We start from the raw sequence: 24,748 nt of genomic DNA on the forward strand, positions 1-24,748 counted from the left end.
CCCGGCGCTCTGTCCTGCCCTAGCGGGGGTCCCCGTAGACGATTCCGCGGCCATCGGTGCCGATATAAACCCGGCCGTAGAGTTTGGGATCGCCCCCGATGACGCGGAACCGCATGCCCCATTGGTGCGCGTCGTCGTTGATCCGCACCCAGTCCGTCGCGCCATCGATCGACCGCCAGACCGCCTTTATCCCGTCGCGTTCGCCGATGGCATAGAGCGCCGGCCACCGGCTGCCGACCGCCGCCTTGCCGAGCCCGTAATAGCCGATCTTCAAGGCCCCCGGCGCCCGTACCCAGCTGTCCCCGCGATCCTCGGACCGGTAGAGTGTGCCGTCGATCAGCAGCCACAGCGCACCCGCACGCCCCGGCGTCGCGACAAGCGGGTTCTGCGCCTCGCGCCACGTGTTGCGCACGCTCGACAGGTCCCGCGGCAACCCGCGTGCAGCGACGACCGTGAAATGCGCGCCACGATCGTCGCTGCGCAGGAACCGGCCCGCCTCCGCATCCACCACGTAGAACAGCCGCGGATCGACCTTGTCCGCCGCCGGACGGCTGCGCAGCGGCAGTCCCATCGCCTCGACCCAGCTCGCGCCGCGGTCGCGGGTCAGCACCGGCATAATCGTGCCGGCCAGGAAGGTCCGGCCGTCCGCCGACACGACAATCGGCGCGTCGCCCGTCGCGACGGGCGGCGGCCCAGCCAGCGGCCGCACGGGCGCGATCGCGCGCGGGACCAGCGGCTGCCAGCTGCCGCCCCCGTCGGCCGACCAGGCCAGCGACGGCCCGGGCACGATCCTGGTGTGGGTACTGCCGCTGCGCACCATCACGGACGGCGCCAGTCCGGCATAGTCGAGCGTGTTGGTGTTGGTCAGATACGGGTTGCGGTGGACATGCGGCGGCGACACCGTCAGGTCGTCGTGACGGAACCCGGCGATGTCGCCGAACCCCGAAACCAGCGGCGCACCGCCGGTCGGACTGGTCAGCGTGATGATCGCGGTCTGCTCGATCCCCCGCGTCCATGGCCGCCATGTCATGCGGCCCGGTCCGGCGAAGTCGCGCGTGTCGTACAACGTCGCGCCGGTCGTGTAGGCGGCATGGCGGTCGTCGAACGGATCGATCCCCAGCCCGGCGATCCAGTGGCCGAAATCCGCCTCTTCGCCGTTCAGTTTCAGGAACGGGCTGGCCGCCACGTTGCGCGTACTGCGACGGTACAGTTCGTCCCAATGCGTGCCCCCGTCGACGGACCGCCACACCGTGTCGATCGGGTTGTACCGGTTGACGGTACTGACGGCGATGACGCGCGGGTTCTGGCGCGACACGGCGACCCCGAAATAGCCGCCCGGTGGCGCATCGGCGCGGCGGTCCGGCGTCACGTCCGTCCACGCACCGGTTGCGATCACGTGCCGCCAGACCGCGCCGCGCGTGACGCCATTCGGCCCGATCGCATCGGAATAGCTGATGGTCAGCACGCCGTCGCCGCCCACCACCGCCTTGACCGGCAACATGTCCGCCGCCGGGCCGCCAGGCACCGCGCGCCAGCTCTGCCCGCCGTCGTCCGACCGGAACAGGTGGCGGTCGCCGGGGTCCGCATTGCCCACGAACATCCGCCCCGCCTGCGCAGGGTCGAACAGGACGAAGCTCAGTCCGCCATGCGTCTTGCGCGGTTCCGTGGGCTGGCCGAGCCCCGCCAGCGGAAACGCCGACACGCGCCGCCAGCGCGCGCCGCTGTCGTCGCTGCGCCACAACCCGTCGTGACGCGATCCGAAGAACAGCGTCGTGCGCCTATGCGGATCGACCGCGAGTCGTTCTCCCATGCCGCGCCCGTCCTCGTTCCCGCCCATCGCGAACGGAACCGGGGTGATCCGCCAATGCCCGCCGCGGTCGGCCGATCGCAGGATCGCGGCTGGCGCACGCGCGCCCATCCCCGCGGCCAGATAGACGACATCCGCGTCGACCGGATCGGGTGCGACGCTCTCGATCCCCATGTAGCTGCCGATCGCCATGCCGTCCTGCAACGGGACCCAGCGGTCCGCCCGCGCATCGCGGCGATAGGCACCACCCATGTCGGTGCGCAGATAGGCGAGGCCGCGCTCCGCTGGGCTGAACACGATCCCCGGCGCAAACCCGCCGCCACCCACCGTCACGTTGCGCCATTCATAAGGCGGCGAACCGGCGGCACCAGCCGGCGCCACCATGCCAAATGCGGCAAGCGCGAGAAGGTACGGAAAGCCAACCCGGCGCGCGGCCGCCCGGCGGTGGCGCGGTGTTATTTGGAAGGGTGTCAGCATGGGATAAGACTAATGCCATCTCCCCCGGCCCATGCAACGGCCAATCACGGTTACGCTTGCATCTGTAAAGACTTGTCTCTTAAGCCGAAGTCCGGAATTCAAAGGCGGCCTCAGTTCGCCTGTCCGACGGGAGGGACCCTGATGAGCATCACAAAGCGCCGTCGCATGCTGACGCTGGCCGGGGCATCGCTGCTCGCGACGCTGGCCACCGTCCCGGCGCTGGCGGAGCCGATGGCGACGCTCGATCGCAACGGTAGCCTGGTCGCGGTCGAACCCTATGCGCCCAACATCGTGCGCGTCACGATCGCGCTCGATCGCACGCTGGCCAATGCCGCGCCCGGCCCCGGCCCGAACGCGCAATCGAACGCCGCCGGCTGGACCCGCCGCAGTGACACCACGGGCGACATCTTCGCATCGTCCGGCATGACGCTGACCGTGAACGCTCAGCCCTGGCCGAAGGCGCCCAGCCAGATGGAACGATATTTTGCGCCATCGCTGCCGCCCGTGTCGCTCTCCATCGCCGACGGCGCGGGCCGCGTGCTCACCCGCATGGACGGCTGGGAAATGGCCCCGCACACCGTGAACGGGGAAAAAACGTTCCGCGTCGGCGCCAGCTTCGCCGACACGCCCGACACCCATTATTACGGCCTCGGCCAGAACCAGGAAGGCACGCTCGACCTGCGCGGCCGCACCATCGACTGCCGCCATAATTACGATGCGCCGGCGGGCGAGACGGTCTGCGTGCCGTTCATGGTGACCAACAAGGGCTACGGCATTGTCTGGGACAATCCGTCGGCGCTGACCGTGTCGCCGGGCCTGCACAACGGGACGCATTTCCAGTCGAACGTCGGCGAACGCGTGTCGTTCTTCTTGATTACCGGCGCCACCACGGACGCGCTTTACGCCGGCTATGCCCAGTTGACCGGACGTACCCCGCTGCCGCCCAAGGCCGCCTTCGGGCTGATCCAGTCGAAGGCGCGCTACGAAACGCAGGCCGAACTGCTCGGTATCGCCGACGGCTATCGCAGCCGCGGCTACCCGCTCGACATCATGGTGCTCGACTGGTTCCACTGGACCCGCATGGGGCAGCTCGACATCGACCGCACCTACTTCCCCGACCCTAAGGGGATGAACGACAAGTTGCGCGCGATGGGGATGCACTCGATCATCAGCGTGTGGCCGCGGTTCGAACGCGAATCGCGCTACTACAACATGCTCGCGGCCAAGGGCTGGCTGCTGAAGGATCATGACGGCAATGTCGTCGACGGGCTGCCCATCCGGGCGGATCGCGCCGGTGCATTGATCGACAGCACCAACCCGGATGCGCGCGCCTGGTACTGGCAGACGATCCGCGACAACATCGCGTCGCAGGGCTTCGAATGGTATTGGCTGGACGAAACCGAGCCGGACCTGGTGCCGGACGGCAACCTGTTCTCGATCGGTTCGGGCGACCGCTATCATAACCTCTTCCCGCTCGTGCATACAAGCGGCGTGGCGGACGGATCGGCGCGCGATCGCCCGAACCTGCGCAACCTGATCCTGTCGCGCGCCGCCTATCTCGGCACGCAACGCAATGGCGGGCTGTTCTGGTCGTCCGACATCAAATCGACGTGGGAGGCGTATCGCCGCCAGATCCCGACCGGCCTCGGCTTCACCGCCAGCGGCCACGCCTATTGGGGCAGCGACATCGGCGGCTGGCAGTGGCCGAGCGGACCGGCGGCGGCACGGCCCGTGCTGCTCGATCCGGCCGGCGCCACCGCGATGGCGCCCGACTACCGCGACTATCCCGAACTGTTCACGCGCTGGTTCGCCTACAGCGTGTTCACCCCCACGCTCCGCATTCACGGCCAGCGGCCCGGTACCGCGGTGTGGGAGTATGGCAAGGCGGCCGAACCGGTCATCGCCGACTTCCTGAAGCTCCGCTACGCGCTGATGCCCTATCTCTACGCCATGGGCCGCCACACCTACGACACCGGCGCGCCGTTCATGCGCGCACTGTTCATGGATTTCCCGGCCGACCCAGCCGCCGCGACGATCGGCGACCAGTATATGTTCGGCCCCGCCTTCCTCGTCGCCCCCGTCACCGAACAGGGCCAGACCAGCCGACCGGTCTACCTGCCCGCCGGTGCCGACTGGTACGACTACTGGACCAACCGCAAATATACGGGCGGCCAGACGGTCACGGTCGCCGCACCGATCGACAAGATCCCGTTGTTCGTCCGCGCCGGATCGATCGTCCCGATAGGCGCCCCCGTGATGAGCACCGCGACCCGCCAGCCGCTCGAAAGTGTCATGGTTTACCCCGGCCGCGACACCAGCTTCGCGCTCTACGACGACGAGGGCGTCACCAACGCCTACCGCCAGGGCGGCCAGTCCGCCACGCTGCGCTGGGACGACCGCACCGGCCGCCTGACCGCCAGCGGCCGCCTCCCCACCGGACAGGCGCTGCCCGGCTTGGTCAAGGTGATCCAGCCAGCTGCGGGAGCGAACTGACGCGGGCCAGATAAAACGGACTGATAAACCCCCTGCCGCTTCGGCCGCGTTCCCGAGAGACCATAAAGGCCGCTCTCTCGTTGCCGCCGGATGCCAGGCAGGGGGGCACGACTGGACGATCCCTATTGCGGCCTCCGGTCGTGCACGCGGCGATCGCCCTCAGCCAGCGAACTCGCGGGCGATCTGGCCAACTCGCCGACATCGAACATCGACCGGCCGTGCGATGGCATCGAACCGTCGAAGGCTCTGGCCCGGTTTCCGGGAGTGACGGGGTCGCCAGCAACGGCGGCCTAGGCCCCTACCCGCCTGCCCCCCGGCCGAACCCAGATTCGGGTCATACGTGCAGCACCGCGTCTTTACCGGACGTCACCGGGTCTCCCTGTTCGACAGCTCAAATCCTGGTGCGGAGCACCGATTACGCATCGACGAAAACGACACAAATGTTCCGTTTTTAGTCCTACAATTACGAAGGTGCAATGTGCTGAAGGGCTCCTGAGATCTACGGACATGCCCGGCTATTTTCTGGTTTGCTTGCAACTCCGCCGCCTTGAGATCTGCAATGTTGACGGCTGCGGATCCCGCGACCAACCGCTCGTCATGCGACATTTTTGCTATGATCTCCGAGAAATTGTCTGCGTATATCGATCGATCGTATGAGGGCGTCAGATCATTCGCTACGCGTGGCGGACGATACGGCAGCGGCGCACCGCGGACGATATCCAAGCGTCAAAAAGCAGGCGGTCCGTCGGGACCAGACCAGCTGGAGGAGGATGTGATGAAGCGTTTCATGACTTACAATGGCCCCATCAAGGGTCTCAGCACGACCGTGTCACTGCTAGCACTCGTAGCAGTCGGTTCGACCGCGCAGGCTGCGACGCCACAAGATGGTGCGCCGACGCCGGTGCCGCCGGCAAGCACGGTCACTGCGCAACAGACCAGCGGCACCGCCGCTCCGAGCGCTGATCAGGGTCAGGCGGTCGAGTCCGCACCCGTTGACGCAGCGGCGGCCGGCGACGATATCGTCGTCACCGGTGTTCGCGCGAGCCTCCAGTCCGCCCAGAACATCAAGCGCAACTCGGCGCAGATCGTCGACTCGATCGTCGCGGAAGATATCGGCAAGCTGCCGGACCGGAACATTGCGGAGGCGTTGCAGCGTATCTCTGGCATCCAGATCCAACGCAACTTCGGCGAAGGCAGTTCGGTCGCGATCCGCGGTCTCACGCAGGTTCGGACCGAGCTGAACGGGCGCGACATCTTCACCGCGAACAACTCCAGCAATTCGCTCAGCCTGGAAGACGTGCCTTCGGAGCTGCTCGCCGGGATCGACGTCTACAAGAACCCCTCCGCCGACCTGATCGAGGGCCAGCTCAGCGGGACGATCAACTTCCGCACGCGTAAGCCGTTCGACTTCGACGGGTTCAAGATTTCGGGTTCGGTGGCGAACACCTATTACGACCTGGTCAAGAAGAGCCAGCCGGCGGCATCGTTGCTCGTCAGCAATCGCTGGGACACCGGGATCGGTGAAATCGGCATCCTCGCAAGCGCTTCATATCAGAAGACCAGTTTCCGCCAGGATACGATCTCGACCGAGCCATTCTATACGCTGGATGAAAGCCTCAAGGCGGACGGGACGCCGAACAGCCCGTCGGACGTCGCCACCGCAGCCCTGCTGGGCCGGACCGGCCAGACCACCACGCTGCCGCACGGCACCGGCATCGGCGAAGTGTTCGGCGACCGCCGACGTCTCGGGATCGACGTCTCGCTGCAGTGGCGCCCGAGCGATACGCTGGAATTCACCGGCGAACTCTTCCGCAACGATTACAAGCTGTGGTCCTACGGCTACAGCTACTTCGCCTACACCAGCGGCGCATCGATCACGCCGCAAGCGGGGGCTCCGTTCACGTACGCGCCCAACGGTGATTTTCAGAGCGGAACGTTCACCGACGTACCGATCGGCAACAACACCTCGATCGGCACGCGCCATTCCGTGACGACCGATTATTCACTCAACGCCAAATGGAAGCCGAACACCAACCTGACGGTCACGGGCGATCTTCAATATGTCGATTCAAAGACGGACAACCTGAACTCGATCGTCGGGCTAAGCGGTGTCGCGACCACGTTGACGCAGGATATCTCGGGCGGGGTGCCCTCCTTCCAGATCACGTCGGCGGATGGCCTCACGAACGCCGCAACGTACAGCAACGCCTTCTACCTTGATAACCTCAACTACTCGAAGGGCACCGACAAGGTCGGTCGCCTCGACGCCGAATATCGTTTCGACGGGGGTATCCTCAGCTCGATCAGGGCGGGCTTCCGGTTCGCGGATCGCCGCAACCGGACGAGCGATACCGGCTACCGATATACCGGGCTGACGGGCGCGGCGACCAACCTCCAATATGTCGACCTCAGCGGCTTCTTCCGCGGGCAGGCGGATCTGTTCGGTGATATCCAGGCTTTCTCGCTTCCGACCGTTCTGGACTACGACGCCACGCGAGCGGCGCTCGGCATCACGACGACGCCGGACTATGTCCCGAGCGGCACCAATACGCAGGCACAGAAGACCTACACCGGCTACGCCGCGGCGTTCTTCAAGGCGGACGACCTGCCGGTGCCGATCGACGGCAACGTCGGCGTGCGGGTGGTGCAGAGCAAGGTCGCCGTCTCGGGATTTTATCAGCAGGTGGACCTGATCACCGCGCCCGACGGCACGCAGTCAACGGCGGCTCCGACCTTTACCGAGATCAACGAAGCGAACAGCTACACGTCGGTCCTGCCGAGCCTCAATCTGCGCGGGCGCCTGACCGACCGGCTCCAGCTGCGCCTTGCCGCGTCGAAGAACATCTCGCGGCCCGACTTCAACCAGCTCAATCCCAGCCTGACGATCACCGAGCCCGGCACCGCGCAGATCGACCAGCAGCACGTGACGTCGACCGGCAACCCGTATCTGAAGCCGATGAAGTCGACGAACTTCGATGCGTCGCTCGAATGGTATTTTGCGAAGAGCGGGTCGCTGACTGTCGCGGGCTTCTACAAGGATATCTCGAACTACATCCAGACGGTCATCACGCAACGCGACGTCACCTTTACCGACGGCGTCACCGCCACCTACGACGTCACCACCTACAACAACGCCAGCAAGGCCAAGGTGAAGGGTGCCGAAATCGCGTATCAGCAGTTCTTCGATTTCCTGCCGGGTCCGCTTGGCGGTCTCGGGGTCCAGGCGAACTTCACCTATGTCGATTCACAGGCGCCAAGCCCGGCCAGCGACGGTCCGGTGACGCAATTGTCGCTCGAAGGGCTGTCGAAGTACAACTACAACCTGATCGGCATCTACGAACGCGGCCTGATCTCGGCCCGCGTGGCGTATAACTGGCGCAGCGAGTTCCTCGTGACGACCTCCGCGAACGGCACGGGCAACCTGCCGCAGTTCCAGAAAGCGTCGGGGCAGCTCGATGCCTCGATCACCGCCAACATCACGCCGCACTTCTCGCTGACGCTGAACGGGACCAACCTCACCAACACGGTGCGGTCGACCTATTACGGCATCACCACCCGGCCGCGCGATCTGATCATGAGCGACCGGCAGGTCAGCGGTGTCGCGCGCATCACGTTCTGATCGGGCGAATTACGTGCCGGGAGTCGGCCGGACCTTGGTTCCGGTCGGTTCCCGGCAGGCAGCATGACCGCATAAATCCGAACGTCTGTACCGAGATACTGCTGGTCCGACGCGACACTTCGGGACTGCAGCGAGACACCAGTTTTCCTAGGTTCACTAGTAAAACGGTAAGTATTGGCGGAGACGGAGTCCGCCTAACGTAATCATCTGGACAGATCCCGGCGGCGCACATCTGGTTCAGCACAGAGGTGAAACGGCCTCTTTCTGTCGCTGGGGCTTTCCTGAATTATCTTGACAGCGCAGCCGCGTGGTGGGAGTTCTGGTGGGGCTATGACACCTGACCCCACCGTCCGCCGCCAGTCCAAAATTACCATCGCGGAGCTCAACGCGCTGCGCGAGCCCGGTCGTCATTCCGTTGGTGACGGGCTACTGCTGGTAGTGGGGGCAAGCGGATCCAGATCCTGGCTGGCGCGCATACGTGACGCAAACTCACGCCGACGGGATATCGGGCTGGGTCAGTATCCGGAAATCTCGCTTAAGGAAGCGCGTGAGCGCGGTGCGGCGCTACGCAAGCAGGTACGTGACGGCCTCGATCCAGTCGTCGAGAAGCGCAAGGCACGCGAAGTTACGCCAACGTTCAAGGACGCCGCCGAAAAGGCTCATGGCGAGCGCACCGCAGGCTTCAGGAACAGGAAGCACGCAGCGCAGTGGATCACGACGCTACGGGACTATGCCTATCCGCACTTCGGCAACCTGCCGGTCAACAAGGTGACGGGGCCGATGATCGTTCAGGCCATGAAACCAATCTGGTCGGAGAAGCCGGAAACCGCGCGCCGGACGTTGCAACGTATCGGGACTGTGATCGCGTGGTCGGCTGCACATGGTTATTGCGACAATGAGGCTCCGATGAAGTCGATCCTCATGGGTCTTCCCCCACAAACTAAGACCAAGAAGAACCATGCGGCGATACCATATGTCGACGCTCCGGCATTCATGACGGCACTTTGTGGGGCAGAGGATACGCTGGGCCGGCAAGTCCTGCAGCTCGTCATTCTGACGGCAGGGCGTTCGAACGAGATCCGCGGTGCGACTTGGAGCGAGGTCGATCTCGATCGCGCAATCTGGACGGTCCCGGCCGACCGTATCAAGATGGGTAAGGAGCATCGGGTCCCTCTGTCAGCTCCAGCGCATGCCTTGCTGTCGCGCCTACACGCTTTTCGAACCGAGGCTGATCTGATCTTTCCCTCGTACACTGGCAGAGCCATCAGCGACGTAGCAGTTTCGAAAGTCATGCGGGAGATGGGTAGTACCGCGACCGTCCATGGTTGGCGGTCGACCTTTCGCGACTGGGGCGCCGAAGAAACCAGTGTCGACAAGGATACTATTGAAAAGGCACTAGCCCACCAGGTCGTTAATGCTGTCGAACGCGCCTACCGACGCGGCGACCTTTTGGAAAAGCGCAGAGCACTGATGGAGGATTGGGCGAAGTTCCTTTTCGGCGAGCCAGAGGCGTTGCCGTGACCAGCGGTTCCAATTTCAACCAGTCGTATCCTGGATTTCACGGTGTCGTCGACGTGGTCTCCTCGGACGACTTGGTGCCTTCTGAACGGCGACGGCTGCGCGATGACGTTCAAACAATTATTGAGGGTGCGGAAGATCCCAATGCCTTCTTCGCAGATATCGTTTGGGAAGTGCGTGCACTCCGTTGCATGCAAACTCTTGATTACGAGCGTACCAACAAAGCCCGTCTAGCAGAGGCAAAGGCGGCAATCGACGCTCTGGACCGAGGTGAACCGATGCCGAGGCTGAGCCAGATTGGCCTGAATCATATGGCGTATGTTCGCGAACAGATGCCGAATGTTTGCGATCGAGCCCGTCTAACTACCCTCAAATCTGCCCTGCCCAAAGTAGGAAGTCGTCGCCCGCCCGACGATTCCTTAGTGCTGAGTGCTGTAGCGCTCGCTCGAATATTCAGTGCCAATGTGCCGGGTACGCCAACTTCGGAGAAAGAACGGCCGTTCGTAATTTTGCTTCAAGCCGTTGCCAAGGCTGCTGGCAGAAAGAGCTGTACTGCGCTGCACGGCGTCGCAGAGGAAGCACTGAGGATCGAACTGGAGGCTTACAGCCCTGGAGTAACAATCCATGGTCGTTCAGAGCGGCGAACGTCGTTCTGAATTCTAGCCGGGAGTCCTCTCCTGAACATCACTGCTAGCTCCCGGCACGTCATGATTCGTTCTGGGAACAAACATTATGCGTGCAGTCACTATCTCCATCGCGGACGCCGTTGAGATTTCCGGCCTGAGCCAGGCAACGCTTTACCGTCTGATCGATCGCGGCAAGCTGGCAACCGTCAAGATTGGTCGCCGCCGGCTTGTCCGGCTGGACTCGCTCGAGCAGTTGATTGCTGCCTAGAGCAAGGCGCCGCGCCTAACGGCAGTCGACCAGACTGCCTAACGGCAGTCGACCAGACGCTCACTGCCCCCCGTTATCAGCTGGTTGTTCGCGCTCGCCCTGTTGAGCGAGCCCAAAACTGTGGGTCTTGAACGCCACCTTCGAGAACGCGAAAGCCGATGGAGCCATCGAGCCAAATGAAAAAGCAGAATCCCAAGAAAACCGCCATTCCGAGCGATTTGGAACGTACGGCCTCACGCGCGTATGTTTCTAGTTTATCTCTCAACCCCGCTGATTCCAAGCTTCGACAGGGGGGCACATCCGAGAGGCTGAGCGACAAACAGGTTCATGAGGTGATTGCAGAAGCCGACTATGCTCTTGCCGAGTTGCCGCTCAACCGGTTCGTCACGATCGACTGGGAGCGGGCGGGCGTCGACGATGCCGCAGCGGCAACTCGGACCTTCCTGAAGCTCGCGACCGATTTTTGCCGTTCCCACGACCGGGCATTCGCCTACATTTGGGTGATCGAGCCTTGTCTAACGGTCGGCATCCACGTGCACATTTTGATGCACTTGGATCACGATCTCGCCAAGCGGTTCTCGCAGCTTCAGGGTGGCTGGGTGAAGAAGGCCGGTGGCCGGTCAGCCAAAGGCATTCGCAAGACCAAGCATGTCGGCAAGCACCGTACCGCGTATCTCCGCCGAGCGCAGGACAGCGGTGCGTTCGCAGCCCATCATCGGTTTGTCTCGAATTACATCCTTAAATATTGTAGTTTTGAGACTGCGCGAGAACTCAATTTCACAGAGCGGGCCCGGTCTGGTCTGGTGGTCGGCCAGCGCACCGGGTGCTCGCGCAACCTGGCTCCGCAGGCGCGTCTTGCGACCCGCTAGCTACCATCGGCCATGGAGGGTGTCACGTAGGACTGAGGGTCGCTTACCCTCCCGCAGACTGAAACGTTTCCGCCAAAAGTTTCCGGTAATTTGCACCTGCAGCGACGCATTTCCAAGGTTTTCTATCGGTTATTACCGAAAATCGCATACGAGTGACATTCTCATACGCCCCGCCGATCGACCAGGCGCCCCACTGGTTACCGCGGATCCTGGCTCAGCGCGTCGTCTCGCTCTCGCCTCGTTCGGAAGTCCTGTTCGTAGCAACGAGCCGGTCAAGGTGAACGGCGACCGATTGACGGTATGTGGCTTCCTCCGAAGTTGCACACTCCTCGGCCAGACGTCGATGAACGCGGGCTAGCGCTCCCAGTGGTCCTGCCGTGGACCGGCGCTGTCGTCGTTACTCGGTAAGTCGTTGTTCACGGTTGCTGCCTTGCGTGCTGAAGCGCTCCCACGATAATGAGAAGGACGAGTGGTATCCCAATCGCCCACAGCGGCACATTGTCGCGCTGCTCCATTGCGTGACGGATGCAGATGTCGTGCTCGGCCCCTGATAGGAAGTCTATACATTCCTCTACCCTGTCACCAGCGATACGATATTGGAGCGTCGCGTAGCCAAGCCAGGCCGCTCCGATGCCCCACGGGAAGAAGCGGCGGCGCCATGTTGGCGTCCCCCCCCGGTCATCGGGCCACACCGCCAGCCCGGACGCGAAATGCTGCCCAGCCAGTCGCTGCCCGTGAAGAAAGCGCTGGCGGTGGTGCCGTGACACGGATCGGCGAAGGAGACGTTCCTCGTACGTATCGCTGTTCCATAGGCCTCTCCCGTTAGGTCACGAACAGGGATGGCACAGTAAAGATGGGCCGTAAATGCCGTGGTCGCAGGTGGTCGGCTGCGGGAAGTGGCCTGAGTGGCACGTATTTCCGGCAAACTGGATCCAAACGGCAGGCTCGTCCGGCTGGGAGAGGCGATCCGTGATGAGCGTCAGCGTATCGGGATCTCCCAGGAAGCGTTAGCTGACGAGGCAGGTCTCGATAGGTCTCACCTCGGCCGCATCGAGCGAGGGGAGCGCAACGTCACGCTGCTCAACCTTGTCAGAATCGCAGATGGCTTGGGCTTACGCACGTCCGACATACTGAGCCGGGCCGAACTGTAGGTTGAGCTGAAGCACTCCTGACAAGACTCGCGGCGAGAGTCTTCGCGAGTGACCTTCCATGTCACCTGACGGGGCTCCTGTCGGGTCTGCTCAAGTAGCACTGAGTGATCAATAGCCACATTCTTCACGGCGGGCGCCAAGGGCGCGACCGCCTGCTTGATGTCGATCAGCGCGTGGTCGGTAGCGTGAGACGTTTTCCGGTCTGACACAGGTCGTACGAGTGCTGGTTCGACTGGTTGGGTGGAGGTCTTTACGCCACGCTTACCGACCAGCATGGCAGCTCGTCACTTCGAGACCGAAGGACCCGTCGGGACCGTCCACGTCGAAATCGGGATGGGTCTGGTTGGTAAGATGCCACACCTCTCCGAGCATGCGCGCGGCGCAAGCGGCGAACGCGACCTCCTCTTGCCGTTGGCGATCCGCAATGTCTGACGTGGCGACCTATCCCCCTAGACGTGCTCGCACCTTGGTACTGGATCATGGACGACCGCGCATCCCTCTGCCGGCGGACGCGGAGCGACCGCACCGACGCGCAACCCTGGCCCCCGGTCAGACCCGTCGAGCGCCATCCCCCTGCTCGTTCGCCTTGCGCGCCTGCACCGCCGTGGCCCGGTTCCCCGCCTCCTGGAGGCGCTGGAAGAGCGGAGGTTCCATCTGGCGATCCAGTTGCAGCGGCAGCCCCCAGGCCCGCGCTATCGGCACCAGCATGACGAGCGCCTGGAGGAGGATGCGCGCCTCCTCGCCTTTGACCTCGGCCATCTGGGAGATCTCCTGGAACGTCTCCGGGTCGGTGCCGCTAGGGGCCGTCACCACGTCGTCGAGGCAGACCGGCAGCCCGTCGGCCTCGAAGCCCTCTAGGACGGCATCGACGTCCAGGAAGGGGACTGTCCGCCAGACGTTGAGCAGCCTCGCCTTGACGAAGTACGGCTTCGTCCAATCGGCCGCGGCTAGCAGCCGACGCTGTATCTCGACCACCCCTACGAGCAGACTGAAGACGAAGTTCAGGTCCACGACCCTCGGGGACGAGTAGCTCTTCGCCTGCAGCAGTCGGACGAACCGCTCGGCCTGCTCGTATCCTCGCAGGACGTCGAGCAGCCATTCCGGACTGTCGGCCGCGTGCAGGTTCAGCGGCAGGTAGATGTCGCTCACCAGCGACTCCCGCAGACGCCAGGTGAGTCCAAGGTTGTGAGGATCGTTGTTGCGCGCCTGCCGGGCGACGAAGCCGCGGGACGAGGTGTAGATCGTGTCGAATGGCGCAGAGCCCACCAGACCGGTGGTCTCCGCGAACATCGGCTTGAGCTTGGCCACGCTGGTCTCCAGCCAAGGGAGCTCGTCGCCCCACGGATCGGCGATCAGCATTAGCCGGAGGTAGGGCGCCTTCCTCTCTCCTTCAGAGAACTCGGGGTCTCTGCCAACCCAGTCGGCGAAGTCCTTTCTGAGGTCGTCGGCCCGCCTAAAGAGCTGCTCCAGCAGGTGCCGGTCGTTCTCCGGCACAGGCTCGGAGCCGTCCGCGACCCGGCGGTATATCCTGCCTGACGAGTGCACGTGCGGGGCAGCGAGGCTCCGCGGCACGCGCACGCAGATGACGACGCGGTCCACCCCCACGCTGCCACCGTTGCCGGCCACCGACCGCGCGTCGAAGTGGGCGGCGGGATTCATGTGCTGGGCGACAGCCTGCCTTATCCGCTGGAGCGACCCGTCGGCGTCCTTGGCGACTATGCCGGGGAAGGATCCCGCGACCGACTCCTCCTTCGACTTCTCCATGACCCCGTAGAAGACCCAGCCGCCGTGCGTGTTGGCGAGGGCGGAGATCGACTTGGCGATGTCGACGGCCTTCGACAGCTCGGACTTGTACTCGACGTACCAGCCCTCCGCCACGTCCCTCAGCCGCTCGAGATCGGGGGCGGCGAGGCTTTCCAGGGAAGTGTCGAAAGGCGAGAACACTTGAGGACTCCTGTGCGATGTCTTTCTCGGACGCGTGGCCCGGAACCTTCGTCGGCTGGATCGTTCGCGGCAGCCGCTAGGCGATGCGGCGGGCGGTCCGGATGCGGTAGCTCCTCCCCTCCCATGAACCGTCGAACTCGTAGACCGCCTCGTCCACGACCGCGACGCCTGGCCCGGGCTCCAGTGGGTTCAGCACGCCGCCCTCGCCTTCGAGGCGCACGTACCACCGGCCCTTTACGTCCAGCACCGTCCCGTTCGCGCCACGCAACTCGCGACGCGCCGGCGGAGGCGGGAGTACGTCGTCGGGTGCGGGCAGCGAACGCGAGACGCGAACTTCCGATCTGGCCGTGGGTCGGCTGCGTGAGGCGTCGATCAGGCGCACGGCCTCACGGTCGACGACCGCCTCCGCCGCTCCGCCGCGCCTACCGAGGATCACCCTGTCGGCCAGGCCGTCCGCAACCGGGTCCCGCAGGGCGTCGATCAGGCGCGCGTCGCTCTTCCTGACTGTTCCGGGCGCCAGGCCTTGGGCGGAGCGGAGCAGCTCGCCGGTCGCAACCAGGAAGCTGCGCGTCACCACCTCCGCGGACGGCGCACCTGGAGCCGCGCCGATCACCGCCAGTTCCATGATGAGGCTGCCGATGTCGACGCGCCTGACGCCCAGCCGCAGGTCGCGACGCCCCTTCCCGCGGGCGTGCCGCTCAAAACCGCGAGCGATCTCCTCCAGCAGTTCGCCGGCGACCGAGGCCGGCACGATCTGCTTGGTCTCAATCGTCACCTCGATCGCGGGGCACTTCGCGTGATCGTGTTGTTCCATGTAGCCTCAATTAGACTGGCGTCCCGCGATGGCAATCAGCGGCGTCGCCGCCGTGCGCCACCGACACGATAGCTGGTATGCCCGGTGACGGCATCCTAGTTCGACTGATCGCCAATGCGACCGTCGATGAAACTAACGAAGACGCGACCCGGCTCCGCCTCGCCGAGGGCGGCCAGGGCCGCGACTGTGTCCGCAGTGCCGATCAGCGCGTCGCGCGCGGCCGAGTGGCGGAATCGCGGTACGTCTGCTCGGACCCAGTTGCGGTCATTCGACCGCCCATTCCCGATGCCCCAAACCCGCCGTTCGTTCATCACCGCAAGATCTTAGCCGAACTGAGGTCGCCTCCAGTCTATTATTGCGGAGATATGACGCGCCGCGATTGCTGCGACTGACAAAAAAGTTGGCGGACTCGGGACCGGCGGGCAGGTAGGGTACGGGGCAAAGGCAACCGCCTAGGGTCGGGCACGTATCGCCGGAATGGAGATTTTAGAGGTTGGGACACTTCAGCGACTTGTCGATCATGATGGATGAGCGTCGCATCCGTCCCGAGGGCGCTGATGGGCGGCGCGTCTGCTCGAACTGCTTCGCCGACCCCCATTTGAAGCAAGAAATCGAAAGGCAGGCGGACAGCCATGCCTGCGACTATTGCGGCGCCAAAGGGGAAGCCGTGCGAGCAGCCCCGCTGGAAGACGTCGCCGAGTATATGCTCATGCAGATCGACACCGAGTATGCGAGTGCCGACCAGTCACTGCCGAACGATCCGGAGACCAAGGACCGGATGTTCCCGGAAGACGAGTTCGACACCGCCGAGTTGCTCGAGAACCACATCGAGCTGGAGCTGCCGAATGACGACGGCGCGCTCATGTCCCACCTCGCCGAGACGCTGCCCGAGCAGGATTGGTGCCTGCTGAATCCCTTGGGCACACCGGAAGGCGAGGCGATCGGCAATAGCTGGGCGGCCTTTAAGCAGGTCATCAAGCACAGGCGTAGGTTTTTCTTTCTAGCACAGCCCGATCGCGCGCTCGAGCGCGACCTCGCGTGGGGCGAGGCAGCCTACGAGATCCCTGAATTGCTTGAGCGGATTGCGAAGTTCGCCAAGACCCATGGCATGTTGACGGCGATGCCGGCGGGGACGGCCTGGATCAGGTGCCAGGAAATGGGCGAAGGTGAAAGCACCTTCGGCCCTCGCCGCATGGGTCCGCCGCCATATGGCTTCGCCACGCTCCCCAACCGCATGAGCCCTGCGGGGGTGCCGATGTTCTACGGGGCCGAAACGCGGGAAACTGCGCTTGCCGAAGTGGCGGAAGAGCCCGGGCGCTTCGCGGCGGGACGGTTCGCGGCGCAACGGGACGTGATTGTGCTCGATGTGCGCGCGGCTCCACCGGTGCCAAGCCTCTTCGACTCCGAGCACGCGCGCGATCGCTCGATCGCCATGTTCATGCATTCCTTCATTGCCGATTTTCAGGCACCCATCGATCGCAAACGCTTGCCGCACGTTGACTACTTACCGACCCAGATCATCACTGAGTATTTCAGGACTATGGTCCTCTTCGACGACGCTCCAATTGAAGGCGTCATCTATGCGAGCACGAAGGACGGTGGGAATGCCGTCGTATTATTCGCCGAGAACGAGGACGTCGTCGACGACGACGCTGAGGCAGATGATCTGCATGATCCTTGGCTGGCCATGACGGCCTACGAGGAGTTGACGTTCGACACGAAGACAGGGGCCATCGCACAGGGCTGATGGCGAATGCGTGGAATCGCATCATCGGCTGGTGGGAGACAGCGTATCTGGAGAATGACGCGCTTCGACCTCGTTTTCTGCGTGAGGCCGCTGCGGCACTGCCACTCAACGATGCTGTAGGGACCGCAACTGTCTACGATGCGCTGGACTGGCGACGCCTGCGACTATGGCAAGATCAGCAGGTGCCCCAGTGGACACCGGCGAACGCACTGACCTAACCGACCCACGATGCGACGCCGTGGCAGCTTTAATTTGCCCTCAAACCGGCCGTTGGTCCAGGTGTTGTCCGGCCGCCAAGGCTGGGCGGGTTGCTGATCAGCGGCTTTTAGGCGTCCAATCGGAAGAACCGGCCGCTTGTTTAGCTGGCCGCCTGTGCGCACATTTGGACGGCTGTCCCGCGAAACCGTTGCTAATTGCGGCCGTAGAGTTCCGACTATCAATCAATGTACCAAGCACGATTGCCACTAGCGTAGCCAAGTCATGGGAACGAGCTTGATCCCGTCTCTCCAGCGCTCAACTGTCGCTTCTCGAAACCATTCTTGGAGTAAATCGACATGGTCAGCCACAATGATCTGCATGCTGGGCGCCATGCTTACACAGTAATCAAGCAGCAATCGATACAGACGGGCGACCGCAAGCTGGTCCTCATCTTCTGCACCAGATATTTCGCCGACGTCCTTTTCCTTTGGATAGTGAGCTTGGGAAGGCTGGTCGAGCATGACGAAGGCTGGCACGGGGCGATCTAGCCTGCGGAACAGCTTATGCAATGCGAGATGCGCGGCGACGTGATAGCCAACCCAGTTTTCGCCACTGCCAATTTGATAGAGGAAAAGCGGTCCGTTGATCGTATCGGCCACTACAGTAAGATTTTTGCGATCAAGGCGAAGGCTGTTTTCGCCATGTTCAAGCTCCAGCCGCCCAGCGTAGTCGGTAATGTCGCGACCGATCAATCCGAGGGCGGTCGTTAGCCGTTCCTCCATGGCCTCTTGGTCCAGGGCGGCCTCGAGCTCTCCAACTTCTGCCCTAACCCGGGCCAACTGCAAGCGGAGGCCCTCACCGTCAGAGAGCGCGCGCGCGTTCTCAAGATAGTAGCCAATGCGGCCAGCAACGCGGGCCTGCTCAGTAAACTGATCCTGCTCAATACGAAGCCGCTCATTGTCGGCAATCCGGGTAGAGATGTCTCCCTGAACAATCGCGAGCTCAACTTCACGGTTTGTCCGCTTCGTTTCCAGCTCGGCGATTTGTCCCTGGAGTCGAGGGTTATCCCGGCGCACGGTGCTCAGCTGACGGTCCAAGCGACCGAGTGACTTTCGAATTTCGTCTACCGCAGGGACCGCTACGGCGAGATGGCTATTGCATAGCGGGCAGGTTTCATGGCCGGCCGCATCGTGGGCGACCAGTTCGATAGAGGCCAGTCTGGCCTGCTGCTCCCGAGCTTCCGTTTCAAATTCTGAGGCCTCCCTCGTCAGGCGTTGGAGATCTTTGATGTCGTCGCGCAGCTCCTGGAGCTCAATCCGAATACGACGGCGTCGTTCTTCCAAGTCGGTGAGATCCGCTGCTGGATCGTCGGTTTTAGCGTACTCCAGGCTCCTGGGCCCCGCAGCCTGCCCCAACAAGACCCGAACACCTTCAAGGGAATCGGCCGACGCATCGAGGTCTAGCAATCCGATGCGCTTCGCCTCCTGAAGGAGATTACGCGCAGTGCCCGAGGCCTCATCGGTCAGGGCTAGCGCGTCCGCGTAGTTTCGCTCAAGGGCCCTCAATCGGCGACGAGCGTCCTCGTACCGTTTCTGCTTGAGGAAGTGATCCTCACCCATGGCGCCAACAAAGTATGGAAGGGTGTCTTTGATGGCTTGGGGGATCCGCTCCTCCCCCTGCCGATGGAAAAGGAGGCGGCGACTGGCGATTTCGTCTTGGTTCTGGAGGCAGAAGAAGATTGCTTGGCTGGCAGATGCGTCCAGCGGGCGACGGGTGGCGCCCGGCTCAGGGATATAGAGGTTTTCCGCCACGCCGAGGATCGCAGACAGCCTTTGGCGAAGTCCATCAGCGGTGGAGTTTTTGACGATAGGAATAGTTGTTTCTGGGAAGTCCTCAACATTCCGTTCGAAGTAAATCTCGTCGCTGGCCTTGCCGGCCGGTCCGGGATTGCGCCTTGCGACGAGAATTCCTTCGCCATCATTGTCGAAGATCACCGCGAACCATGAAACACCACGCCGGATCTCACCCTCAGCAATGGTGCATTCCGAACGACCCCAGCAATAGTCCACGATGTCTAGCAGCGCGGACTTGCCGGTCTTGGATGCGCCGGTGACGATGTTCAGCGCGCCTAGATTGAAGCGGACATCGCGACGTTCGCCGTCATGAGAGTAGATTGCGATCGCTCTGATCTGAAGGGTCACACCCGGACTCCCATAGTTTGCAAGACAGCCGCGGGATCGGCCTGGTTGCCAAACCACCTACCAAGCATTCCGGAAGCCCGTCGCATCTCATCGACCTCATCCGTTGACACCGAAGGTTTGGCACTCAGCTTTAGCGGGCGGTTGCCGTTCCCGACGCCATCGCCGCTGATCTCCACAGCTCCAATTTGAACAAGGAATAACAGCGCCTCCCGGGTCACTGGCCGGAGCCGCAAGGTCCTGTCCGCGAGCGTGCTCACGGTGTCGGCATTGTCTCCAGCCCAAGACGCGAAGGCGGTGTTAGCCCTGCCGGGGAGTGCTTTTCGAGCGCTGGGGTGCAGGACCAGCGGCGCGACTAGAAAAGCGTAGGCCAGGGGCATCGTCCGACCTGCCTGCTTGCGAAACTCATTGGTGGTTCGGGCCAGAAGCTCACCGCAGAATGCGGGATTGAAGTGAGCAGCTTCTTCTTGCGGCCGGTCGCGCCACAGGAGCTCATACCGCGTTTGGCCCGGCATCTCAGGGCTCCCCCACGCAGATGGTGACATAATCTCGATGCCAGCCAATTCGAAGGTCGTTGGCCAGAATGTGGTAGGATCCAACATTCAGGAAGCGGGCCGTGAGCGAGCGAAACGGAAATCTCGCTTCGTTCTCGACCCACTGATATAGGATCTGGCCGCCCTGCTTCAGGGCGGCCTCATCCTCCGCGCTGTCAGCATGGCCATCGCACATAGCCTCGAACCGCGGTTGCCATTCTTCGACCAGCCGCTGCTCAAACTTCTCGACCTCATCGTCAAGCACAACATGCTCGCGCGTCCATTTCGACCGCTGAGCAAACGCTCTGTAGAAATCCCGCTTGGCGAAGCGCATACGGCTACCGCCGAGCCCGATGACCTGAAGCTGCTGCACGAAACGAAATCCGTCGTATCCTGCGTATTCGAGCTCATCGGGTTCAGCATGTTCGAAGTCTGCAACGAGGGAACCCCTCCTGAGCATTTCACGAATGTCGTCGAGCTTGGCCTCAACTAAGCCGATTGCAATGGGTGTAGGCGGGCTCGTCATGAGGGCCCCGCAAACCAACGGCCACCACCATCCCTCCAGCATCTCGCGCGCAGATGCGGCTTTTCCAGGAGGTGCGACAAGACGCAAGGCGTGCTCCAGCTCGCCATCTAGATCGGTAATTAAGGGCTGATTGTCGAGCACTTCCACAGCGCTCAACAGGGCTGACCGCATTGGTTCCGAGAGCGCTAAGAACGCGGCAAACGCCGGCTCCAACGCCTTGTTCCTGGATGTTTGGGCCACCTCAGTCAGCCGTTCATTGGCGGACTTCGGATTACGGTTCGCACCCGGGGCACATGCACCAGCCGGTCGGAGCTGAGATGCGGCGGACCCCACGGGCGCCGATCCAGTCGTTATCAATGCCAATCTCGCCCGAGATGGCAATGACGGATCATCCTTTGCGGCGACCGACCAAACACGTAAAGTTTTCCAGAGATCTTCGCTCGAGTCACTCAGACTGGCCACACGATCGATGTGATGCTTTGTTTGCAGCAGCTCCAATGCGGTGCCCTTCTGAAAGGACACATCATCAAAGCGTTCGATCGATACCTCGACCTCTACACCCGTGTTCACATGCGGAATACATAAGAGCAGCGCGAGCCGAGCTTGGTATAGATAGCCGACTGCGGACGCTCCCGCCGTAAACTGGTTAGCCCCGTTGCTCAATGACACCCCCCATGAATTAAGGTATGCCAATCCTCTGGCCAAATACAAGGCACCGTCGAGCAGCACGGTCGAGCGGATTAACTGCCAACGACCGTGCTACCCGTTTCGGCGGCCTTCATTGGCCCCGCCAAGGCCGTGGGCAAATGCACATACCCAGGCGCGCGGCTGGAGCCCTCCGCGGATAGTTGGTAAGGGTTACGTCCGGCAGGAGAGCGAACGATGGCATTCAAAAGTGCGGCACCAGCCGAAATCGTGCCCACGAGCCCCGAGGAGATTTTGTTAACGCTTCCCCGCCGCACGATCCCCGGTGTGCTCCTGCATCAAGGCGAGATCATGAGGAGCTATGCAAGCCAAGCTGTCTCCGAGCCTGACGTCGCGCTGCAGCTCCCTACGGGCAGCGGAAAGACACTGGTCGGACTGATGATCGCCGAATGGCGGCGCCGCAAGTTCAGGGAACGGGTCGTATACCTTTGCCCGACGAGACAGTTGGTAAATCAAGCCGTGGGCCAAGCGCGGGACCAGTATGGACTGACGGTCAACGGATTCACGGGAGGTAAGCGGGAATATGATCCGCAGGCCAAGGCGGAATATCAAAACGCCGACCGTGTCGCAGTTACGACATACAACTCGCTCTTCAACACCAACCCGTTCTTCTCGAACCCCGACATCGTCATTATTGATGACGCCCACGCGGCCGAAAATTACATCGGCGAGATGTGGACGGTTCGCGTTCAAAGGACCAGACTCCAGCATCGAGTACTCTTCGAGGCGCTCACAGGTGTCCTCAGGCCGCATTTGGACGGCCACGACTTTTCGCGCCTCACTGGCCGGTGGGACAGCAATCCCGAAGACCGACGATGGGTCGACAAGCTACCGACGCCGGTCTTTGCGGAAATCGCCGACGAATTTTCCGCGGTGATCGATGCCCACGCGGACGATCTGGACATACGATGGCCGTGGTCAATGATCCGCAGCCACCTCGCGGCCTGCCACCTTTACATCTCGGCCACCGAACTGCTCGTCCGGCCGCTGCTGTCGCCGACGTGGCAACACGCACCCTATCAGAATGCCAGACAGCGGATCTTCATGTCCGCGACACTTGGCTCTGGTGGCGATCTCGAGCGGTTGACCGGTCGGCGCAGCATCAAGCGGCTGCAGGTGCCTGAGGGCTGGGACCGTCAAGGCATCGGGCGCCGCTTCTTCATCTTCCCCGACAGCTCTCTTGAAGCAGACGACGCTGTGACACTGCGCCACCAGTTGATGCAACGCGCGGGCAGGAGCCTCGTACTGGTGCCGAGTGAACAGCAGGCTGACGAGATCCGCGAGGATGTGAAAACCAATCTCGGTTTTGACACCTTTGGGGCCGATGCCATCGAGGAGTCGAAAGAGCCCTTTGTCGCGATGGCGCAGGCCGTGGCGGTCATCGCGAACCGCTATGATGGCATCGACTTCCCGGGCAACGACTGCCGGCTTTTATTCATAGAGGGTCTTCCGCGGGCGGCTAACCTTCAGGAACGCTTCATCATGCTTCGGATGGGTGCGTCGCAACTCTTCAACGAACGCGTGCAGACCCGAGTGCTGCAGGCCATAGGTCGCTGCACGCGATCTCTACAGGACTACTCCGCTGTGGTGGTGTCGGGTGAGGAGCTTCCCGACTATCTCGCGGATCGACGACGAAGGGTTCACCTCCATCCCGAACTTCAGGCCGAGCTCGAGTTCGGCAGCGAGCAGTCGGCCGGCACAACCATGGCTGACATCATCGAGAACTTCGAGATCTTCCTAGCGAACGACGCGCGCTGGGATGCGGCCAACAACGACATTCTGCGCAAGCGTGCAGTTGCTGTCCAGCTGCCGTTCCCGGCTCTCGGAGAACTGCAGACTATCGTCGGCTCCGAGATCGATTATCAGGCGAGGCTTTGGCAGGGGGACTACGAGGGCGCCGTCGAGGCAGCAGAATCCGCGTTGGGCAATCTCACGGATTCGGATCTGCGGGGGTACCGGGCGCTCTGGCACTACCTCGCTGGATCCGCAGCTTGGTATGGGGAGCGTGCCGGTATCGCTTCGCTAGGCATGAAGGCGCGCAGCCACTTCAGTCTGGCGAAGCGGGCTGCCGTGGATCTGCCGTGGCTCGTAAAATTGGCGCGCTATCAGACGCCTGGCGAGCCATCATCCGGCCGGAGTCCGCGATTGCTTGAACAGATCGAGCGCGTCGAAGGCGTGCTCGAGCGCTTAGGAAATGTGACCGATCGAGAATTCAACAAACGCGAGCGTTAGATCCTGGAGGGTCTCGCCTCACCGGACGCCTTCGAGCAGGCCCAAGTGCGTCTAGGGGAGATGCTCGGCTTCCTTTCGGGTAAACGCGAGGTCGATGCGTCGCCAGATCCCTGGTGGGCAGTCGGTGATCTGTGCTTCGTCTTCGAGGATCATGCGGGCGCGACCAACGACGTACTCGACGCAACAAAGGCGAGGCAGGCCTTCTCGCATCCAAATTGGATCCGCGAACACGTCGTACTGCCTGACTCTGCCACGATCATGCCTGTGCTTGTCTCGCCTGTGACAAAAGCGAAATCTGGCGCCGTGCCGCACCTCCACACCGTGGCCCTCTGGGAAATCGCATCGTTCCGGACTTGGGCCGTTAAGGCATTAAGCGCGCTGCGCGATCTTAGGCGAACGTTCGGACAGGCCGGCGATCTGGTCTGGAGGGCGAACGCTGCCGAACGCTTCGAACAGGAAGGCATGGGCGCTGACGCCATTCATGATTGGCTGAAGAACCGCATGGCGAGCGGAATCCTGCAGGCGGTTCCTTGATCGGCGAGAGCGATCAGGGAGCGGATCCGGGACACCGTGCAGTCCGATTTCCACCAGAAATTAGCTGATTAGGCCCCCTGCCCACAACCTGAACGAACGGATGCTTACCTGCGATTGCCGCCCGAAGCGGTCAGGCTGTAATCCACCAGTTGGAGCCCCCCTTCCCGCAGATGATCGAAAATGGGTTATCGCAGTGCATGGCACGCAACAGTTCGCCGTTCGTCGGGCTTCCTCGGCTCGATGATCGCAGCATCGGGTTAAAGGCGCAGGACTGTGAGCGCGCCTCGCAACATATTAGTCGGGTTGCGCCTGGTTCGAAGCGTCGCAAAGCCATAGCGCAGACGCGACACCGGCGAATGCCCGGAGCGAAGCGCTGTCCTGTGACCTCTGCGCCGCTCAACGCTCCACGACGTCGAGCAGTGATGGAGGGTGTAGGGGTGGCGAACCGTGGGTCAGCCACCGGTTTATCCGGCACGCAACTGTAGCTGT

16 protein-coding genes are annotated in these 24,748 nt (G+C 62.7%); 10 read left to right on the forward strand and 6 right to left on the reverse strand.

Annotated elements, in window-relative coordinates:
- Nucleotides 1–19: 19 nt before the first annotated feature.
- Nucleotides 20–2,284 carry a beta propeller repeat protein gene (locus tag IEX50_RS02015; RefSeq protein WP_229673588.1) on the reverse strand — a complete coding sequence of 755 codons (2,265 nt, stop codon included), beginning with the start codon at nucleotides 2,282–2,284 and terminating at the stop codon, nucleotides 20–22.
- 165 nt (nucleotides 2,285–2,449) lie between these two features.
- Here IEX50_RS02015 and IEX50_RS02020 point away from each other — a divergent pair, with 165 nt between their 5' ends.
- The 7 genes from IEX50_RS02020 (at nucleotide 2,450) to IEX50_RS02050 (ending at nucleotide 12,828) form a co-directional block, all read left to right on the forward strand.
- The gene (locus IEX50_RS02020) at nucleotides 2,450–4,777 is read left to right on the forward strand and encodes a glycoside hydrolase family 31 protein (protein ID WP_373285290.1); all 2,328 of its coding nucleotides are present in this window, start codon (nucleotides 2,450–2,452) and stop codon (nucleotides 4,775–4,777) included.
- Nucleotides 4,778–5,552: 775 nt separating this feature from the next.
- Entirely contained in the window at nucleotides 5,553–8,396 is a 2,844-nt protein-coding gene (locus tag IEX50_RS02025) for a TonB-dependent receptor (protein ID WP_229673590.1), read from the forward strand.
- Between the two features lie 330 nt (nucleotides 8,397–8,726).
- Nucleotides 8,727–9,917, forward strand: a complete 1,191-nt coding sequence (locus tag IEX50_RS02030) for a tyrosine-type recombinase/integrase (protein ID WP_157177269.1) — start codon at nucleotides 8,727–8,729, stop codon at nucleotides 9,915–9,917.
- On the forward strand, nucleotides 9,914–10,570 hold the full coding sequence (locus IEX50_RS02035; RefSeq protein ID WP_157177270.1) for a hypothetical protein: 657 nt from the start codon (nucleotides 9,914–9,916) through the stop codon (nucleotides 10,568–10,570). Before IEX50_RS02030 ends, IEX50_RS02035 begins: the two co-directional genes overlap by 4 nt.
- Before the next feature lie 76 nt (nucleotides 10,571–10,646).
- Complete coding sequence (locus IEX50_RS02040) at nucleotides 10,647–10,808, forward strand: helix-turn-helix domain-containing protein (RefSeq protein ID WP_157177271.1); 162 nt, start codon at nucleotides 10,647–10,649, stop codon at nucleotides 10,806–10,808.
- A 176-nt stretch (nucleotides 10,809–10,984) separates the two neighbouring features.
- Nucleotides 10,985–11,677: a rolling circle replication-associated protein gene (locus tag IEX50_RS02045; RefSeq protein WP_157177272.1), complete on the forward strand. Its 693-nt coding sequence runs from the start codon at nucleotides 10,985–10,987 to the stop codon at nucleotides 11,675–11,677.
- Between the two features lie 905 nt (nucleotides 11,678–12,582).
- Entirely contained in the window at nucleotides 12,583–12,828 is a 246-nt protein-coding gene (locus IEX50_RS02050) for a helix-turn-helix domain-containing protein (protein ID WP_157177273.1), read from the forward strand.
- A 549-nt stretch (nucleotides 12,829–13,377) separates the two neighbouring features.
- Here the strand turns inward: IEX50_RS02050 and IEX50_RS02055 are convergent.
- Complete coding sequence (locus tag IEX50_RS02055) at nucleotides 13,378–14,772, reverse strand: AlbA family DNA-binding domain-containing protein (RefSeq protein ID WP_157177274.1); 1,395 nt, start codon at nucleotides 14,770–14,772, stop codon at nucleotides 13,378–13,380.
- Nucleotides 14,773–14,848: 76 nt separating this feature from the next.
- Nucleotides 14,849–15,586 carry a hypothetical protein gene (locus IEX50_RS02060; protein ID WP_157177275.1) on the reverse strand — a complete coding sequence of 246 codons (738 nt, stop codon included), beginning with the start codon at nucleotides 15,584–15,586 and terminating at the stop codon, nucleotides 14,849–14,851.
- A gap of 520 nt (nucleotides 15,587–16,106) precedes the next feature.
- On the opposite strand from IEX50_RS02060, the gene IEX50_RS02065 reads away from it, so the two are divergent.
- Entirely contained in the window at nucleotides 16,107–17,333 is a 1,227-nt protein-coding gene (locus IEX50_RS02065; protein ID WP_229673763.1) for a HEPN-associated N-terminal domain-containing protein, read from the forward strand.
- Nucleotides 17,334–17,797: 464 nt separating this feature from the next.
- On the opposite strand, the gene IEX50_RS02070 is transcribed toward IEX50_RS02065, so the two are convergent.
- Genes IEX50_RS02070 through IEX50_RS02075 form a run of 3 tightly spaced genes read right to left on the reverse strand, consistent with a single transcriptional unit; the run spans nucleotide 17,798 to nucleotide 21,517 of the window.
- On the reverse strand, nucleotides 17,798–19,732 hold the full coding sequence (locus tag IEX50_RS02070) for a DUF3732 domain-containing protein (RefSeq protein WP_157177277.1): 1,935 nt from the start codon (nucleotides 19,730–19,732) through the stop codon (nucleotides 17,798–17,800).
- On the reverse strand, nucleotides 19,729–20,331 hold the full coding sequence (locus tag IEX50_RS17350) for a three component ABC system middle component (RefSeq protein ID WP_308419281.1): 603 nt from the start codon (nucleotides 20,329–20,331) through the stop codon (nucleotides 19,729–19,731). The genes IEX50_RS02070 and IEX50_RS17350 overlap by 4 nt, the downstream gene beginning before the upstream one ends.
- Nucleotides 20,246–21,517: an ABC-three component system protein gene (locus IEX50_RS02075; RefSeq protein WP_229673592.1), complete on the reverse strand. Its 1,272-nt coding sequence runs from the start codon at nucleotides 21,515–21,517 to the stop codon at nucleotides 20,246–20,248. The genes IEX50_RS17350 and IEX50_RS02075 overlap by 86 nt, the downstream gene beginning before the upstream one ends.
- Before the next feature lie 153 nt (nucleotides 21,518–21,670).
- Here IEX50_RS02075 and IEX50_RS02080 point away from each other — a divergent pair, with 153 nt between their 5' ends.
- Both IEX50_RS02080 and IEX50_RS17355 read left to right on the forward strand, forming a co-directional pair.
- Nucleotides 21,671–23,725, forward strand: coding sequence for a DEAD/DEAH box helicase (locus IEX50_RS02080; protein ID WP_198350697.1), 2,055 nt, complete (start codon nucleotides 21,671–21,673; stop codon nucleotides 23,723–23,725).
- Between the two features lie 60 nt (nucleotides 23,726–23,785).
- Nucleotides 23,786–24,259 carry a hypothetical protein gene (locus IEX50_RS17355; RefSeq protein ID WP_198350698.1) on the forward strand — a complete coding sequence of 158 codons (474 nt, stop codon included), beginning with the start codon at nucleotides 23,786–23,788 and terminating at the stop codon, nucleotides 24,257–24,259.
- Nucleotides 24,260–24,748 lie beyond the last annotated feature (489 nt).

This window comes from Sphingomonas prati (assembly GCF_014643515.1).
GTDB lineage: Bacteria > Pseudomonadota > Alphaproteobacteria > Sphingomonadales > Sphingomonadaceae > Sphingomonas_R > Sphingomonas_R prati.